Origin of the sequence: Capnocytophaga sp. oral taxon 323 (assembly GCF_001278825.1) — a bacterium.
Lineage (GTDB): Bacteria > Bacteroidota > Bacteroidia > Flavobacteriales > Flavobacteriaceae > Capnocytophaga > Capnocytophaga ochracea.
In genome coordinates, this window is sequence record NZ_CP012589.1 from 18,534 (window position 1) to 35,381 (window position 16,848).

The 16,848-nt window shown below is 38.9% G+C and carries 14 protein-coding genes; 4 read left to right on the forward strand and 10 right to left on the reverse strand.

Translation table 11 applies throughout. From position 1 onward, the window contains the following. From AM608_RS00100 to AM608_RS00110, 3 genes are all read left to right on the forward strand, one after another. Nucleotides 1-537, forward strand: a complete 537-nt coding sequence (locus tag AM608_RS00100) for a DUF488 family protein (RefSeq protein WP_053580342.1) — start codon at nucleotides 1-3, stop codon at nucleotides 535-537. A gap of 85 nt (nucleotides 538-622) precedes the next feature. Beyond that, nucleotides 623-1,720 (forward strand): Nif3-like dinuclear metal center hexameric protein, encoded by a 1,098-nt coding sequence (locus tag AM608_RS00105; protein WP_053580343.1) that lies wholly within the window; start codon nucleotides 623-625, stop codon nucleotides 1,718-1,720. Nucleotides 1,721-1,722: 2 nt separating this feature from the next. Beyond that, a complete protein-coding gene (locus tag AM608_RS00110; RefSeq protein ID WP_053580344.1) occupies nucleotides 1,723-2,508 on the forward strand; it encodes a zinc ribbon domain-containing protein in 786 nt (261 codons plus the stop codon). 81 nt (nucleotides 2,509-2,589) lie between these two features. Here AM608_RS00110 and proS read toward each other — a convergent pair whose 3' ends face one another. The 7 genes from proS to AM608_RS00145 form a co-directional block, all read right to left on the reverse strand. Next, nucleotides 2,590-4,068 carry a proline--tRNA ligase gene (gene proS, locus AM608_RS00115; protein ID WP_053580345.1) on the reverse strand — a complete coding sequence of 493 codons (1,479 nt, stop codon included), beginning with the start codon at nucleotides 4,066-4,068 and terminating at the stop codon, nucleotides 2,590-2,592. Between the two features lie 7 nt (nucleotides 4,069-4,075). After that, a complete protein-coding gene (locus tag AM608_RS00120; protein WP_053580346.1) occupies nucleotides 4,076-5,734 on the reverse strand; it encodes a S41 family peptidase in 1,659 nt (552 codons plus the stop codon). Between the two features lie 9 nt (nucleotides 5,735-5,743). Then, nucleotides 5,744-7,765: a thioredoxin family protein gene (locus AM608_RS00125; protein WP_053580347.1), complete on the reverse strand. Its 2,022-nt coding sequence runs from the start codon at nucleotides 7,763-7,765 to the stop codon at nucleotides 5,744-5,746. A 70-nt stretch (nucleotides 7,766-7,835) separates the two neighbouring features. Beyond that, on the reverse strand, nucleotides 7,836-9,062 hold the full coding sequence (locus AM608_RS00130; protein WP_053580348.1) for an RsmB/NOP family class I SAM-dependent RNA methyltransferase: 1,227 nt from the start codon (nucleotides 9,060-9,062) through the stop codon (nucleotides 7,836-7,838). A 119-nt stretch (nucleotides 9,063-9,181) separates the two neighbouring features. Beyond that, nucleotides 9,182-10,798 carry an OmpP1/FadL family transporter gene (locus tag AM608_RS00135; protein ID WP_015782643.1) on the reverse strand — a complete coding sequence of 539 codons (1,617 nt, stop codon included), beginning with the start codon at nucleotides 10,796-10,798 and terminating at the stop codon, nucleotides 9,182-9,184. A gap of 12 nt (nucleotides 10,799-10,810) precedes the next feature. Further along, nucleotides 10,811-11,845, reverse strand: coding sequence for a hypothetical protein (locus AM608_RS00140; RefSeq protein WP_053580349.1), 1,035 nt, complete (start codon nucleotides 11,843-11,845; stop codon nucleotides 10,811-10,813). 102 nt (nucleotides 11,846-11,947) lie between these two features. Beyond that, on the reverse strand, nucleotides 11,948-12,253 hold the full coding sequence (locus AM608_RS00145) for a DUF4286 family protein (RefSeq protein ID WP_053580350.1): 306 nt from the start codon (nucleotides 12,251-12,253) through the stop codon (nucleotides 11,948-11,950). A 74-nt stretch (nucleotides 12,254-12,327) separates the two neighbouring features. Between AM608_RS00145 and AM608_RS00150 the strand changes: the two genes are divergently transcribed. Continuing rightward, nucleotides 12,328-12,585 carry a hypothetical protein gene (locus AM608_RS00150; protein WP_009417777.1) on the forward strand — a complete coding sequence of 86 codons (258 nt, stop codon included), beginning with the start codon at nucleotides 12,328-12,330 and terminating at the stop codon, nucleotides 12,583-12,585. 59 nt (nucleotides 12,586-12,644) lie between these two features. On the opposite strand, the gene AM608_RS00155 is transcribed toward AM608_RS00150, so the two are convergent. Genes AM608_RS00155 through purH form a run of 3 tightly spaced genes read right to left on the reverse strand, consistent with a single transcriptional unit; the run spans nucleotide 12,645 to nucleotide 16,179 of the window. Then, nucleotides 12,645-13,886, reverse strand: a complete 1,242-nt coding sequence (locus AM608_RS00155) for an MFS transporter (RefSeq protein ID WP_053580351.1) — start codon at nucleotides 13,884-13,886, stop codon at nucleotides 12,645-12,647. 1 nt (nucleotide 13,887) lies between these two features. Beyond that, entirely contained in the window at nucleotides 13,888-14,625 is a 738-nt protein-coding gene (locus tag AM608_RS00160; RefSeq protein ID WP_009411747.1) for an ABC transporter permease, read from the reverse strand. Between the two features lie 21 nt (nucleotides 14,626-14,646). After that, nucleotides 14,647-16,179: a bifunctional phosphoribosylaminoimidazolecarboxamide formyltransferase/IMP cyclohydrolase gene (gene purH / locus AM608_RS00165; protein ID WP_053581807.1), complete on the reverse strand. Its 1,533-nt coding sequence runs from the start codon at nucleotides 16,177-16,179 to the stop codon at nucleotides 14,647-14,649. Nucleotides 16,180-16,848 lie beyond the last annotated feature (669 nt).

Sequence of the window (16,848 nt, forward strand, 5' to 3'; positions counted from 1 at the left end):
ATGAAGAGAATATATACTATAGGACATTCCACACATACATTGGAAGAATTTATAGAGATGTTACAATCGTTTGAGATACAACATTTAGTTGATATCAGAGGGTTACCAGGCTCTAACAAATATTCGCAATTTAATAAAGAAAACTTAGAGGTAGTATTACCCGAAATTGGGATAGCCTATACCCATCTCACGTTATTAGGTGGTAGACGTAAAGTACATAAAGACTCTAAGAATACTCGTTGGCATAACGAGTCCTTCCGAGCTTATGCTGATTATATGGAGACCTATGATTTTGAAAAAGGTATTGCTCAACTCATTGCTATAGCTGAAAAAGAAACTACTGCTTATATGTGTGCAGAGGCTGTTTGGTGGCGTTGTCATAGGTCGATGGTATCAGATTATTTGAAAGCCAAGGGTTGGCAAGTAAATCATATTATGGCAATAGGTAAGGAAGAACCTCATAGATACACCGCTCCTGCTCGTATTATAGGAGATAGAGTAGTGTATTACGATGATGGAGAGATTTTAAATCTCTAACACAATAAATCAGATATAGAAAAAGATTAGAGAAAATCTTTATTAAAAGAACTGTGAAAAAGTATGTAAACATTAAAAGAATACGATGAAAGTAAAAGACATAACTAAAGTTCTTGAAACTCTTGCACCACTTGATTATGCTGAGAGTTTTGACAATGTAGGCTTATTGGTAGGTGACGCCAATGCCGAAGTAACAGGAGTGCTCATCACCTTAGATACATTAGAAGCTGTGGTAGAAGAAGCTATTGAAAAGAATTGTAATCTCATTGTTAGTTTCCACCCGATTATCTTCAGTGGACTTAAATCGCTTACAGGGAAGACCTATGTGGAACGAGTAGTGATGAAAGCGATTCGACATCAGATAGCTATTTACAGTATGCATACGGCTTTAGACAATCAGCTGTTAGGAGTGAATGCTTCTATTGCTGACCGTTTAGGATTGCATAATCGCTCCATACTTATTCCACAGCCTAATGTTATTAGAAAACTTATTACCTATGTTCCAAAAGCTAATGCTGAAAAGCTACGTAAAGCACTCTTCGAAGCAGGAGCGGGGAATATTGGCAACTATGCGGAATGTAGTTTCAATCTTGAAGGGAAAGGCACTTATAAGGGCAATGAATCTTCGCACCCAACTATTGGTGAACCCAATGTATTTCACACAGAAGATGAAACACAAATAGGAGTTATTTTTCCCAAGCACTTACAATCTCAAATACTAAAAGCACTTCACCAAAATCACCCTTATGAAGAGGTGGCTTATGAGATATATATACTCGAAAACGAGCACCAACATATAGGAATGGGTATGATAGGGGAATTTGAAACCCCGATGAGTGAGGCAGATTTCCTTGTTTATTTAAAAGAAAAAATGGAGTCAAGCTGTATTAGGTATTCAGCATTCAGGGGAAAAGAAGTGAAAAAAGTAGCTGTATTGGGAGGAAGTGGTGCTTTTGCAATAGGAGATGCTAAGCGAACAGGAGCAGATGTTTTTGTGAGTGCAGACTTTAAATACCACGATTTTTTCAGGGCTGAGGGGAAAATATTATTAGCAGATATAGGTCATTTTGAAAGTGAACAATACATAAAATTTATTTTATTTGAGTATCTTTCAAAAAAAATTCCTACTTTTGCCCTCTCAATATCAAATGTAGATACAAATCCTATCAAATATTATTCATAGATATGGCACAAAAAGTGGATATAACCGTAGAAGAAAAATTAAGAGCATTGTATGATTTACAGCTCATCGATTCTAAGATTGATGAGTTACAGAACACTCGTGGTGAGCTTCCGTTAGAAGTCTCAGACCTTGAAGATGAGGTAGAGGGTTTAAAAAAACGTCACGTAAAGTTTAAGGAAGAGTTAGACGAATTGCAGGCAGGAATTGCTGAGAAGAAGGCAAAAATTGAAGAGGCAAAAGCCCTTATTAAAAAATATACTACCCAGCAAAAGAATGTACGTAACAATCGTGAATATACCTCTCTTTCTAAAGAGATAGAATTTCAAGAGTTAGAAGTACAGTTGGCAGAAAAACGCATTAAAGAAGGTAAAGCGCAAGTAGACCAAAAGAAAGAGGCTATTAAGCAAGTAGATGAGCGCAAAGCCCAACGTGATGCGCACCTCAAGCACAAAAAAGCTGAACTTGATTCTGTTTTGGCAGAGACTGAGAAAGAGGAGGAATTTTTAAGAGAAAAAGCAGAAGAGTATGCGGCTAAAATTGAAGAGCGTTTGCTAAAAGCCTATCAACGCATTCGCAGTAGCGTGATGAACCGTTTAGCAATAGTGCCAATTCAGCGTGGAGCCTCTGGAGGTTCATTCTTTGCTATTCCACCACAAGTACAAGTAGAAATTGCCTCTCGTAGAAAGATTATTACTGATGAGCACAGTGGACGAATCTTGGTAGATGCAGCTTTAGCTGAAGAAGAAAGAGAAAAGATGGAAACTTTGTTTAAAAGTTTTAAATCTTAGAAGGTAAGTAATGAGGAAACTAATTATATTAAGAAAAATGAGTCCAGCAATCACTGGACTCATTTTATTTTTATTTAATATTTAATAAGCTTTAGCAAAAAGCACTCGTTTTTTCGAAGGCTTTCCCGAGTAGATGCAAGCCCCTGATTCTTCCTTGATATCCAAAGGTATACAACGTATAGTTGCTTTGGTTTCTTCTTTGATACGCTCTTCAGTTTCGGGAGTACCATCCCAGTGTGCTGAGAGGAAACCTCCTTTAGTTTCCAACAATTCCTTGAACTCATCATAGCTATTTACCTCGGTAATATGGGTATTGCGGTACTCCAAAGCTTTGTTGTACATATTGGATTGAATATTCTCTAAAAGCTGCTGAATATGAGCTACAATTTGGCTACTAGCTACTGTCTCTTTGGTAAGGGTATCGCGACGGGCTACTTCGAAGGTATTGTGCTCTATGTCGCGTTGTCCTACAGCTAAGCGCACGGGAACGCCTTTGAGTTCGTACTCGTGGAACTTGAAGCCTGGCGATTGGGTATCGCGATCGTCGAATTTTACACTGATATTGTGTTTTTTGAGTTCTTCAATTAAAGGCTGAATATGGGAGCGCACTTTTTCTAATTGTTCTGCTCCTTTGTAGATAGGCACGATTACCACTTGTATAGGAGCCAATTTAGGAGGAAGTACTAATCCATTGTCATCGCTGTGGGTCATAATCAAAGCACCCATTAAGCGGGTTGAGACCCCCCAAGAGCTCGCCCATACATATTCTTGTTTACCTTCTTTGCTCACATATTTCACGTCAAAGGCTTTGGCGAAGTTCTGTCCTAAGAAGTGTGATGTTCCTGCTTGCAGTGCTTTTCCGTCTTGCATAAGGGCTTCTATACAGTAGGTATCGTCAGCCCCTGCAAAGCGTTCGCTTTCACTTTTTACACCTTTTATTACAGGCACAGCCATAAAGTTCTCTACGAAGTTGGCGTATACGTTCATCATCTTTTGAGCTTCTTCTATGGCTTCCTCTTTTGTAGCGTGAGCGGTATGTCCCTCCTGCCATAAAAACTCAGCAGTGCGCAAAAACAAGCGGGTACGCATCTCCCAGCGCACTACATTTGCCCATTGGTTGATGAGTATAGGCAAATCACGGTAAGACTGTATCCAGTTTTTGTAGGTGTTCCAAATAATCGCCTCTGAGGTAGGACGAACTATCAGTTCTTCTTCGAGTTTTGCTTCGGGGTCTACCATTAGTTTACCCTTTTCATTAGGGTCGGCTTTAAGACGATAGTGGGTTACTACGGCACATTCTTTAGCAAAACCTTCAGCATTCTTTTCCTCTGCTTCAAAATAACTTTTGGGTACAAATAAAGGAAAATAAGCATTGGTGTGACCAGTTTCTTTAAACATACGGTCGAGCTCTGCTTGCATTTTTTCCCAAATAGCATAGCCGTAAGGTTTGATTACCATACAGCCACGCACACCTGAACTTTCGGCTAAATCAGCTTTTACAACCAATTCGTTATACCATTTAGAATAGTCTTCACTGCGTGATGTTAAATTCTTGCTCATATATTTTTTAAACTCTTTTTATAGGTTTTTTGGCTTTTCTCCTTACCACTTTGGTAGGATTTTCAGTGCCATTTTTAGGGTGTTTTTGTTTGTAGTAGTGTAGACAGCTTTCTATGTAAAAATCTCCTTGATTCCTGATAAGCCCTGCTACATTATCGTTAAACCATATCTCAGCTAAGTTAGCTTTTAGATATTTTGATATATCATTGCTGTTTCGTTTGAAATCTATGTTGATTTTACGCTCTTTTAAAAACTTTGAAAAGGCGTTGAGCATTTCTTTGGGCACTTTGTATCCCCCTATGAAATAAGACTTTTGTGGCTTATGGTTCTGAGAAGGGTGACTGTCTAAGTATTCAAACAAAAAGAAGTTCGTAAGTCCTGAGTTTAGCACTTCATTTACCATATAGGTTTCCGGTTTCATATCTATCGGTACATATACGTCAGGGTAGATACCACCACCACCATACACTACTTTTCCTTTAGGAGTTGTAAACTTTAAAGAATCGGGGACTGTAGCATTATCTATTTGGAAGCTTCTGCGCTGGTGACGCAAGTTGTAGGGCTTTTGTATAGAGCGTCCTGTTGGAGTGTAGTAGCGAGCGGTAGTAAGGCGTACTGCCGAACCATCAGGTAGGGGCATTTCGCTTTGTACTAATCCCTTGCCGAAAGTTCTACGTCCTACAATCACACCTCTATCGTTATCCTGTAAAGCCCCTGCTACAATTTCACTAGCTGAGGCGCTATTTTCATTGACAAGTACAAATATAGGTTTATTTTCGAATAACCCACCAGCAGTAGAATAGGTTTCTTCTATTTCTTTGCGATTATTTTTGGTAAATACAATCATCTTATCCTTTGCTAAGAACTCATCGGCTATCTGAATTCCTACATTGAGAAAGCCGCCAGAATTATTACGCAAATCTAGAATTAAACTGTTAATACCTTCTTTTTCTAAAGCTTTAAGTGCTGAGTCAAATTCGTCATTAGTAGTTTCGGCAAACCTATTCATACGTATATAGCCTAAAGTATCATTTACTTTGTAAAAACAATCAATGCTTTTAATAGGAATAAACTTTCGCTCAATACCTATCTTAAAAAGACTATCTTTACTTTTTCGGTAAATAGTTAAATCTACTTTTGACCCCATTTCTCCTTTGAGAATATTTTTGATTTTATCAGTATTTAAGTGTTTTTTAAACAAGGTATCTTTCCCTGCTATTAAAATACGGTCACCAAAACGAATACCTTTGTGCATTGCATCACTTCCCTCAATAGGTTTGATTACGGCAATGGTATCTTTGTACATATAAAAGCTAATACCCACACCTACGAACTTACCACTCATCGTTTCGGCTACCTCTTGGATATCACTTTTAGAGATATAAGTGGAGTGAGGATCTAATTTGCGCAAAATACTGTTTATTGTGAGGTCTACAATACTATCGGTATTTACTTTATCTACATAGTCCTCTTCTATATAATCGATAAGTCTGTTTAATTTCACTTTATAAGGATTCTCTTGCACCGTATCTATATCAGTAATAGGCATAGGTACAGGTGGAGGAGGCTTGGGAATGTAGAAATTCGCAAGCTGTCTTCCTAAAACAAGTCCTAATGCTAAACTTAAGCCTATAAATATGGGGAGTATGTAGTGTTTGTTTTTCATTGAATGATATTATTTGCCAAAGGCAGTAATCCCTTGTTTTATCCATTTGTAAAACTCATCGGGGTCATCGGTATCAAGGGTATATCCTATTGGGTCTACTAAGTTCTCTCCTTGGAGATTCATCAGCACGTAAAAGGGCTGTGTATTGGCTTTGTAATGGAGGGTCTGGAACTCACTCCATTTTTGTCCAATGGTTTTTATCATCTTGCCTTCTCTAATTTGTGAAGCTCTCACTTCGCTTTCGGGTAGCGGACGTTTATCGTCTACGTACAACGAAATTAATACCACTTCATTTCTAAGAACATCGAGCACTTGAGGGTTAGGCCATACGTTTTGTTCCATTTTGCGGCAGTTTACACAAGACCAGCCAGTAAAGTCTAACAATACGGGTTTGTTCACTTGTTTGGCATAAGCTAATCCTTTTTCATAATCATCAAAAGTAACGATATTGTGAGGTTTGAACAAGTGCGCTCCTTCAGGAAGAGCACCTTCATCTACGCTCGCACTACCTCCGTCAGCGGTATAGCCTACACCGTAAGGCGATTCGCTATAATGTTGCGGAGGAGGAAAAGCATTGATAAGGTTGAGTGGTGCCCCCCATAACCCCGGAATCATATAAACCGTAAAACTAAGAGTTAGTAAGCCTAATAGCAGGCGACCTACTGAAATACGGTCGGTGGCATCGTCGTGAGGCAAACGTATTTTTCCAAAAAGGTAAAGTGATAAGGCGCCAAAAACTGCAATCCAAATAGCGATAAATACTTCGCGTTCTATCCAGTGGTATTGCAATACCAAGTCGGCATTAGAAAGGAATTTGAATGCTAACGCCAATTCTAAAAATCCCAATACCACTTTCACGGTGTTCATCCAACCACCTGATTTAGGCAAGGAGTGCAACCAACCAGGAAAGGCTGCGAACAAGGCAAAAGGCAAGGCTATTGCCAATGAGAAGCCGAACATCCCGATAATAGGAGCGATACCCCCTTCGGAAGCAGCTTGTACTAACAAAGTACCTACAATAGGACCTGTGCACGAGAATGATACGATAGCTAAAGCCAACGCCATAAAGAAGATACCTATAAAACCACTGCGGTCGGCTTGAGCATCTACTTTGGTACTCCACGAGCTGGGCAAAGTAATTTCAAACGCACCTAAAAACGAAATGGCAAATACTACCAATATCAAGAAAAAGATGAGGTTGAACCAGAAATTACTTGCTAAAGCATTCAAAGCATCTGCACCAAAGATAGCAGTAATAGCCGAGCCCAACAATACGTAAATCACAATGATAGAAATACCATAGATTACAGCATTCTTCACTCCTTTAGCTTTAGTTTTGCTCTGTTTGGTAAAATAACTCACCGTCATAGGAATCATTGGGAATACACAAGGAGTGAGCAATGCAGCAAAGCCAGAAAGAAAAGATATAAAGAATATTGTCCACAGACCTTGACGTGAGATAGGGGTAGTAGCAGGAGCTTTTGTTGTTGTAGTTTGACTTACGGTAGTTGTAGGAACTGTATTATTTCCGTCGGTATTATTACCAAAAGTAAACTGAGGAGTTGCCACTTTGCTTGCAACAGGAGCTCCCGAAAGGGAAAACTCTAAATCTACTGTGTCAGGAGGCAAACAGTTGCTATCGTCACAGCTCATAAACTCTACCGTTGCTTTTATAGAAGCTACAGGTTTTACTATTTTGATGTGTTGTTTGAACACGGCTTGATTGTGAAAATAAGCAATTTCCATATCAAAAACCTTGTCGTGCTTTTGTATAGGTTTACTTTCTTCGGTCTTACCCATAAGCTCGAAGTTTGCGCTTCTTTCAAAAGTAAAGGTGGTAGGAATAGGTCCTTTAGGCGGAATGTTTTGTGCGTAGAGCTTCCAGCCAGCCTCAATGGAAGCTGTTGCTACCAAATAATATTCGTTATCGCTGATTTTTTCAACCGCTGTTTTCCATTTTACAGGGTTATGTATTTGAGCATTTGCTATTGCAACAAGTACTACAAATATCAGTGTTATTATTTTCTTCATTCGTTATTGAGTTTATGAGTGATAAATTTTAGAGTGCAAAATTACAACAAAATAATGATATGTACAATTTTTAATGATTAGAGAAATCATTAATAAATCTTGCCATATAGAAACCATCATATCCCGATTGATGAGCAAAAATCACTTCCTCAGCTTCTAAGCGAAACTCTTTTCCTGCTTCCGAAGCTAAAAAAGTCTCTACTTGTTGATGATTCTCAGAAGGTAATATAGAACAAGTAGCATAGACAAGTTTGCCTCCTTTTTTTAGCAATTTACTGTACTGTTGTAAAATTTCCTGTTGAGTAGTGCGTATTTCGTCCAAGAATTTAGGTTGCAATTTCCATTTTGCATCTGGGTTACGGCGCAGTACGCCGAGTCCGCTACAAGGGGCATCAATGAGTACGCGGTCGAATGTGCCGTGCATACGTTTGAGCTGTTTGGGTTCTATGAGTTTAGTTTCTATGTTAAAAACCCCGTTACGTCGTGCTCTGCGTTTGAGCTCTTGCAATTTCTGCTCGTAGATATCCATCGCTATAATCTGACCTTTGTTTTGCATTAGGGTAGCGAGGTGTAAGGTTTTACCTCCTGCTCCAGCACAAGTGTCGATTACACGTTTCACCTTGTCGTCTATCTGCATAAAGGGTGCTACTTTTTGAGAGGAAGCATCTTGTACCTCAAACAGTCCATCGGCAAAGGCTTGGGTTTTAAAGATATTGCTGCGCTCTACTAACTGCAAAGCATCGGGGTAATCGCGCAAAGGATAAGTTTCTACTCCTTCTTGTCGCAAAAACTGTTGCAAGTGTTCCAAAGAAGTTTTAAGGGTATTCACTCGCAATACTACGGGAGCTAAACTGTTAAGGGCGTGCAATTCATCTGTCCACAACGTTTCTCCTAATTCTTGTGCTCCCAAAGTATCTAACCAGTCGGGTACTGATTCACGTAGTTTTCTTACCTTAGAGAGTTCGTCGAACTTGCCTTTGATACGACGTGCAGGAGTATCTTCAAAATAGTTTCCCCAATCCGGCAAGGCAATACTTTTGAGAGTCGCCCACACGGCAAACATACGGCGTAGATTATGCACTGTAAAGGGTTCGTACACTTCCGCAATCTCGGCATAAAGCCGTTTCCAACGCACAATGTCATAAATAGTTTCGGCAATAAAGGCTCTATCGCGAGCACCCCAACGCTTGTCTTTTTTCAGTTGTTTTTCTACTACCTTATCGGCGTATTGCCCTTCGTTAAAAATAAAGGTAAGTCCCTCTATTACGGCATCTACTAAGTTTCTGTGTAATTTCATTATACTAAAAATAAGACGGTAATTTTTGTATTACCGTCTCTTTACTTTATCATATTATAGGGGCGAATTACAATTCGCCCCTATAATATGATGCAAAAGTAACTTTAATAATTATTTAATTAAAAAAGCTGTGCAGTAAAGGTAAACAAGAAGTTACCGTAAGTTGATTTTATTTGAGCATTATCGGTAAGTATTGTTTCGTACATTTGGTATAGGTTTGTTTGTTTAGCAATGTCATAAGACGCATCTAAACGAATACCTCCTAAAGTAACCCCTGCTCCAAACGAATAGCCAGTGAGGTCGCCTACCGTAGCCACCTTTTTGCGATATGGACTTTGCTCGTAACGATAACCTCCGCGAAGGCTTATATAGTTAGTACTTGCTGGTTCATTCTTAAACATTTTGAAAGGAATACGAAACTCTCCTCCTACGCGTAAGGTAGAAGTATCACCCAAATCATTTTGGATAATATTATTCTCACCTTCCATATTACTACTTCTAAACTTTAGATTGTTATAAGCTCTATAAGTATAATCTACACTTAGTATGGCTCTTTTCTTGATAATATAAGCTAAACTACCTGTCCACGCGCTCGGAGTACGGAATTTATATTCACGTTCATACCAAATTTCATCTCCATAACGATTGATAAGCTCAACGTCTGAATCAAAAGTTCTAGTAGCAACACCTACAGTACCATACAACACTTGTCTGTACTCTTCTTTCATTCTATACCACGTAGGCGATTGATAGCTCATACCTAAACGCAAGTCATCTGTTATTTTTATAATAGCTCCTAACTGCAAAGAAAAACCATCTCCTGTGGTATTGATATATTGCTTATGGTTAGCATATCGCAAAAAAGGATTAGTGCCTTGAAAATTATCATCTTTTGCACTATAAAGAGCTTTTTCATTGATGTTATGAACATTCAAGTTTAATCCTAAGCCTATAAAGTCTCCCAACTGTGAAGCAAAATTGAAGTTATATTTATTCACATAACCTGAACGATCTATTCTATAAGTTTGTAACCGTTCTCTATTATCTCCACTAGGATTATAAGCAATGTTAGTCGTAGAAGTAGCAGTAGGAGTGATAAGTTGAGCCATCATTCCTAAATAAGCCATTTGTGCAGCATACCCTTCTGTTTTTCCTAATTTAGCATAAAATTCTCCCACATCTCGTTGGTTACCTTCTGTCCCTGTTATACGATCAGGACCTCCTGAAAAAGTGCCATAACTAAACGGATTTCCGTTATTACCTTTTGTAGCATAGTACAAAAAATAATTATCTAATCCTTTGTTATTGTAAGCAGAATATGAAAACTTATCATTATCAAATGTTTTTGCTAATTGATAATTAAATCCAAAACTCACTTTCTTAAAAGTAGCAGAAGCATCTGGTAAGAGAAACACAACTCCAAACTGATTCAGATTGAAGTCATTATTAGTCATTTTAGTATTTCTATTTAAAAAAGTAATCTCTCTTTTCTGATTGTTGTTATTTAAAGAAAATGAAATTTCAGAACTGCTAAAGATAGAACTCGCCGCAGGATTGACATTGATAGCAGAAGGGTCGCCTCCCAAGGCTCCGAAAGCTCCACTCATCGCTTTAAAACGAGCTGTTCCTGTAAGCTCTTCTGTTGAGTAACGCAAAGCATCAGTATAATTCTGTGCTTGTACATTAGCTACGAAAAGAAAAGCTCCTAAAAGTAATATATGATTGATTTTTTTCATTTGTTAATATTTTTAATCACGATTAGAACTTCTGTATCCTCCTCCACTATTAGAGGAACTGCTACTGTTGTAGTTTCCTCCTGAATTACTATTGCTATAGTTAGAACTTCTGCCTGAATAGTTAGAATTATTAGACTCATAAGCTCTTCTTAATTCATAGCCTGAAGGAGCTCTATTATAATCATTGTTACGCCCTTGATTTTGGTAATTAGGACGACCTGCTTCATTGCTATAATTATTACCTTGTGTTTGAGAACGATTGTAAGAGCCTCTATTGTAATCACTATAACGGTTAGGGTCGCCTCTGCGTTCATCATCTCTTATGATAGCTCTTCCTCTGCTTCCGCCATAGTAATCTCTACCATATGAACGATTGGGCTCATAATAGTAATCTCTTGGGCGATAATAGTCGTAATAATAGCCATATCCATAGTATGGGTATCCGTAATATCCATAATAAGGATAGCCATAGTAACCGTAGTAAGGATAGTAACCTCCGTAGTAACCACCCCAATAAGGGTCGTAATAATTACCCCAGCCCCAACCTAAGGAAAAGCTCCAGCCAGAGCGATAAGGGCGATAGTAAGGGTAGTCGTAATAGCTATAATAAGGATACCAAGCTCCGTAGCCCCAATAGTTATTCCAGCCGTAATAAGGATTTATCCAACCGTTATTATACACATTTACATTCACTCGTGAAGGGTTACTGCCCCAACCTCCGTAAGAGGAGTTGCCTGTATAGGCATTGGAGCGATAGCTATTCACATCGGTGAAATGTGTAAAACTACTGTCAGTTTTTTGTTGATATTGTTGTGCCTTCTCACTGAAAAAATCCTTATATTTATTAGGGGTATAACGGTTTTCAGGAGGATAGTCATAACGTTCAGGATAGCTTTCTCTCTCCACGTATCTTACCCTTTCGGGTACAGGGTCGTTATAGATACCATCGGCATAGTAATAACCTACGCACGAGGTAAGTGCTAATGAGGCTACCAGACCTAAGGAGAGGTATCTCATCGTTTTTCTGAGGTTAAAATTCTTTTTCATCGTCAATCGTTTTTAGTTAATAGTGTGTAATTAATGGTTTATGGTTAATGGTTAGTGCTTAATGAATGTAAATCAATTTCTGTGCCAAAATCTATGTACTTCTCACTCTTCACTTTTTACTTCTTTCAGTTGGGTGCCCCAAAAGAGTACCTTTTCGCCAAAAGTTTCAGCAGACTGTTGTAGGAGTTTAGGAATAGTGTGCTCAATGAAATGTAATAACTGGGCGGGTGAAGTAGTTTCGTGATGAATGGCATAGTGTTTTTCAGGTACATTTAATACTTTAAACACTCGTACTCTCTCTATGGTTTTATTAGTGTTTATAGTAGGTAAATAAACGTTTTGTAACCATTCTTGCCACTGGGTGAATACCTCATCGCTTATCACCACTGTTAAATTATATACATACATTACCCATTTATTTTTTGCAAAGATAATAAATAATTCATAACTTTGCAACCAATTTATAAATAAATTAAAAACGTATGGCAAGTATTCGCAATTTAAAAAAGGACATTAACTACGTGTTGGGTGATATTATCGATGCAGTGTATTTCACAGGAAAGATGCAAACTGAGGAAGGTAAGGCTCTTGTAACCGAAATTCTCAATGATTTTGATACGCTTATCGATAAAGTAGCCGATAAAACAGTGGAAAACAGAGGCGCCCACCTCAAACAAGTGAGAAGAGACTTTGAACAAAAAGCGGGCGCTCTTATCGAGAAACTCAACGCATTACCATAAGTTAGAAATATAGCTTAAACACTGAAAAAGTTTATTTGTAAGAGTATTGCAAAATACCCTTATGGGGTTGCTTGTGTCTGTTTTTGAGAAAGAGATACAGAAGATAAGTTTGGCAAAAAGTATGCAATAAGTCCCATCAAAGGCAAGAAAGAACATAGTTTATAAACGAAGTCAATACTGGTTATGTCTATCAATTTGCCTAATACTGCTGAAGCCAATCCGCCCATACCAAAGGCAAAACCATAGAAAAATCCTGAAATCATTCCTATTTTCTGGGGCAAAAGCTCTTGTGAATAGACTAAAATAGAGGCAAAAGCCGATGAGATGATAAACCCTATCAGCACGATGAGTACTGCCGTAGTGGTAGCATCGGCGTAAGGCAACCAAAGCGCAAAGGGGGCAGCCCCTAAGATTGAAAACCAAATAATAAATTTTCTTCCTACTTTATCACCTAAAAAACCTCCAATAAGTGAGCCCGCAGCTACTGCTCCTAAAAAGTAAAATAGGTATACCTGTGCCTCAGCATTACTAAATCCGAATTTTTTAATAGTATAAAACTGAAAATAATTGTTGATAGCTGCTGTATAGAAGTTCTTGGAGAATACTAACAACATCAGTATAATCATAGAGTTGCGTATTTGTGCACGGGTGAGATTAGGCAACACTACAGGTTTTTTAGCTTTCTTTTTGAGCAATTTAAGCAGAATGCTACGCCATTTGCCTATGAGGAGCAGTATAAGCATTGCAAAGATAGAGAACCCTGCAAACCATGTTAAATTGCCTTGATGACTTTCTTCTACGACTCGTCCGTCGATTACTTTTTTGCTGAACAATAGTAATATCACCAATAGAGGAGCTAAGGCTGTCCCAAAGTTACCACCCAACTGGAAGATAGCTTGTGCGAACGAGCGTCTGCCTCCTGAGGCTAAAAATGCTACTCTGGACGATTCGGGGTGGAATACCGATGAACCTACCCCTATGAATACTACCGAGCACAGTATAGCTGTATAGCTACTCGCCAACGATAAACTCACGATTCCCATAGTGGTAAATGCCATTCCCAATACTTGTGAGTAAGGCTTAGGGTGCTTATCGGTATAATTGCCTACTAAGGGTTGCAATATAGAGGCTGAAAGTTGGTAACAGAGTGTAATCACCCCTACTTGCGCCATTGTGAGAGCATATTTGCTTTGCAGAGCAGGATAAATAGACGGAATGACCCCTTGAATGAGGTCATTGAGTCCGTGTGCTAAGGCGATAAGCAGTAAAATGCGATATTGTGGTTTGTTTTCTTGATACATTTTAAGCGTAGAACAACTGTGTGAGTACCGAGTTAGAAAGGATAATCACTATACTTGTCCATACAAACGAAACGGTACTCGCTTTCCCAACGTCCAGTGCACCTCCTTTCATATAATAGCCGTGATAGGACGGGATAGTAGCCAAGAAGAAGGCAAATACTATCGTTTTGGTGAAAGCGTATATCATACTATAAGGTTTGAAGTCGTATTGTACTCCTTGTACAAATTCGGCAGAGGTGGTATAACCACTCATCACCGCTGAAGCCCAGCCTCCTAGTACCCCTAAGTACATACCTAAGGCGATGAGAAAAGGCATTAACATTAGGGCTACTATCTTTGGGAATACTAGATAATTCACTGAGTTTACTCCCATAATATCAAGAGCATCAATCTGTTCGGTTACGCGCATCGTACCTATACTGGAAGTGATAAACGACCCTATTTTTCCTGCCAAGATGATAGCTGTAAAGGTGGGGGCAAACTCCAATACAATAGATTGACGAGTAGCGAAACCTATGAGATATTTAGGAATAAAAGGGTTATCGATATTTAGGGCGGTTTGTACTGCTACTACCCCTCCTACAAAGAAAGAGATAAAAGTCACGATACCTATTGACCCAAATATTAAATCGTCTATCTCACGCAAGATAAGGTCTTTCATTATCGACCAGCGGGTGCGTTTGCGAAAGACATCATAAAGCATTATAAAATAGCCTCCTACGGCTGCAATGTGTTTCATACGTTGTTTAAAAAGCGTTTATTAGTGTTTAAAATGTCGTACTCCTGTGAATACCATTCCCATTTGGTGTGCATCGCAATAATCGATGCTGGCTTGGTCTTTGATAGACCCCCCAGGTTGTATCACCGAACGGATACCTTCGTTGTGAGCGATTTCTACACAATCGGGGAAGGGGAAGAAGGCATCGCTTGCCATTACTGCATCGTTGAGGTCAAACTGAAATTCTTTAGCCTTTTCAATAGCTTGTTTAAGAGCATCTACACGACTGGTTTGTCCTGTACCACTTGCAATGAGCTGTTTATTCTTTGCCAATACAATGGTATTCGATTTGGTATTCTTACATATTTTAGAAGCAAAGAAGAGGTCTTCGAGCACTTCGGCTGACGGTTTTACAGCGGTTACGTATTGTACATCTTCTATGCTATCGGTTTTGAGGTCTTTTTCTTGTACCAAATAGCCGTTGAGACACGAGCGCACACTTGTTGTAGGCATTTTGGCTTTCTTCTGTACTAAAATAATACGGTTTTTCTTCTGTTCGAGTATTTTTAGGGCTTCATCGCTGTAAGAAGGTGCAATGATTACCTCAAAGAACAGCGAGTGAATGGTTTCGGCAGTAGCTGAATCTATCTTAGTATTAGAGATGAGAATGCCACCAAAAGCTGATACGGGGTCACCTGCAAGAGCATCTTTATATGCCTCGTGTATCGTTTTGCGTGTTGCTACCCCGCAAGCATTGTTGTGTTTCAGTATGGCAAAAGTAGGGTCGTCACCTACAAATTCAGCCATTAAGTTTACGGCGGCATCTACATCTAACAAATTGTTGTAAGAGAGCTCTTTGCCGTGTAGTTTATCGAAAAGGGCATCGAAATTACCGTAAAATTCTCCTTTTTGATGAGGGTTTTCGCCGTAGCGTAATACTTGTCCGTCGCACTCGTTAATCGCTAAGGTAGGAATTTCTTCTGTTTGATTAAAATAGTTGAAGATAGCGGTATCGTAGTGTGAGGATACTCGGAAAGCCTTAGTAGCAAAGGAGTGGCGCTCTTCCAAAGTAGAGCTACCGTGCTGTTCGTTTAAAATGTACAAAAGGTCAGCATATTGGTTTACCGATGCCACACAAAGCACATCTTTATAGTTTTTGGCAGCTGCACGAATAAGCGAAATACCTCCTATATCTATCTTTTCAATAATCTCTTGGTCGCTGGCTCCGCTGGTTACTGTTTTTTCGAAAGGATATAAGTCTACAATCACTATATCGATTTGAGGGATAGCATATTGCTTCATTTCTTCAGTATCTTGTGCATTATCCTGACGGTTGAGGATACCTCCGAAGATTTTAGGGTGGAGCGTCTTGACACGTCCGCCGAAAATGGGAGGATAATCGGTGATAGATTCGACGGGAACTACCTCTACGCCTAATTTCTTGATAAAATCTTCAGTACCTCCTGTGGAGTAAATAGTAATTCCTAAGGTTTTCATTCTGTGAATGATAGGCTCTAATCCTGTTTTGTCGAAAACAGATATTAAGGCAGATTTAGCTTGTTTTGCAGTGCTCATTTGGAAAAAAGGTTTCATTTTAGGCTACAAAAATACTACTTTTTATCAATACCAAGCAAACAAAAGATTAAAAAAATGCTAATAATACCGGAAATGAGGAAATGAGAAAATGAGGAAATGAGAAAATGAGGAAATGAGAAAATGAGGAAATGAGAAAATGAGGTGCGAGCTTGAGTTAGAGGAATGAGGCTATGCCTCAGAAATTAAACAAAATCAAGGCTACGCCTTGTAAACCAGCAGAGGGATTGTTAGTTTGTTCAACTTTGCCCAAGTTTCAAACTTGAGCAAAGTTAGAGATGAAAAAGCGATGTGTTGGGACTGTTAGGAGAATTCGGAAGGAAACAAAGATTTTCAGAAGGAGACTAGGAGGGATTTTGATGAAAAAAGGCTATAAGGAGGGTGGGGGTAGCTTATAGAGAGCTTATAGGAAGCTTATACGAATCTTGGACGATTGGTATAGAAAGGGTATATAAATAGTTGATTAATAATATGATACAATAGGGTTAAAAATGGTAAAAACGGGGTTTCGAGGCGAAAGAAAAAGGAATAGGTGATAGGCCTTAGGGCATAGGCACTAGGAGGGAGTATGACAAAAAAGGGAATTAGCAAATTAGAAAATTTGGAAATTAGCAAATTTGTGGAAGGAGTTTAGTAGGGGTGTGGTGACGG

Coding starts and splice junctions, on each gene's coding strand:
- AM608_RS00100 (WP_053580342.1), top strand. CDS start 1: ATGAAGAGAATATATACTATAGGACATTCCACACATACATTGGAAGAA.
- AM608_RS00105 (WP_053580343.1), top strand. CDS start 623: ATGAAAGTAAAAGACATAACTAAAGTTCTTGAAACTCTTGCACCACTT.
- AM608_RS00110 (WP_053580344.1), top strand. CDS start 1,723: ATGGCACAAAAAGTGGATATAACCGTAGAAGAAAAATTAAGAGCATTG.
- proS (WP_053580345.1), bottom strand. CDS start 4,068: ATGAGCAAGAATTTAACATCACGCAGTGAAGACTATTCTAAATGGTAT.
- AM608_RS00120 (WP_053580346.1), bottom strand. CDS start 5,734: ATGAAAAACAAACACTACATACTCCCCATATTTATAGGCTTAAGTTTA.
- AM608_RS00125 (WP_053580347.1), bottom strand. CDS start 7,765: ATGAAGAAAATAATAACACTGATATTTGTAGTACTTGTTGCAATAGCA.
- AM608_RS00130 (WP_053580348.1), bottom strand. CDS start 9,062: ATGAAATTACACAGAAACTTAGTAGATGCCGTAATAGAGGGACTTACC.
- AM608_RS00135 (WP_015782643.1), bottom strand. CDS start 10,798: ATGAAAAAAATCAATCATATATTACTTTTAGGAGCTTTTCTTTTCGTA.
- AM608_RS00140 (WP_053580349.1), bottom strand. CDS start 11,845: ATGAAAAAGAATTTTAACCTCAGAAAAACGATGAGATACCTCTCCTTA.
- AM608_RS00145 (WP_053580350.1), bottom strand. CDS start 12,253: ATGTATGTATATAATTTAACAGTGGTGATAAGCGATGAGGTATTCACC.
- AM608_RS00150 (WP_009417777.1), top strand. CDS start 12,328: ATGGCAAGTATTCGCAATTTAAAAAAGGACATTAACTACGTGTTGGGT.
- AM608_RS00155 (WP_053580351.1), bottom strand. CDS start 13,886: ATGTATCAAGAAAACAAACCACAATATCGCATTTTACTGCTTATCGCC.
- AM608_RS00160 (WP_009411747.1), bottom strand. CDS start 14,625: ATGAAACACATTGCAGCCGTAGGAGGCTATTTTATAATGCTTTATGAT.
- purH (WP_053581807.1), bottom strand. CDS start 16,179: ATGAGCACTGCAAAACAAGCTAAATCTGCCTTAATATCTGTTTTCGAC.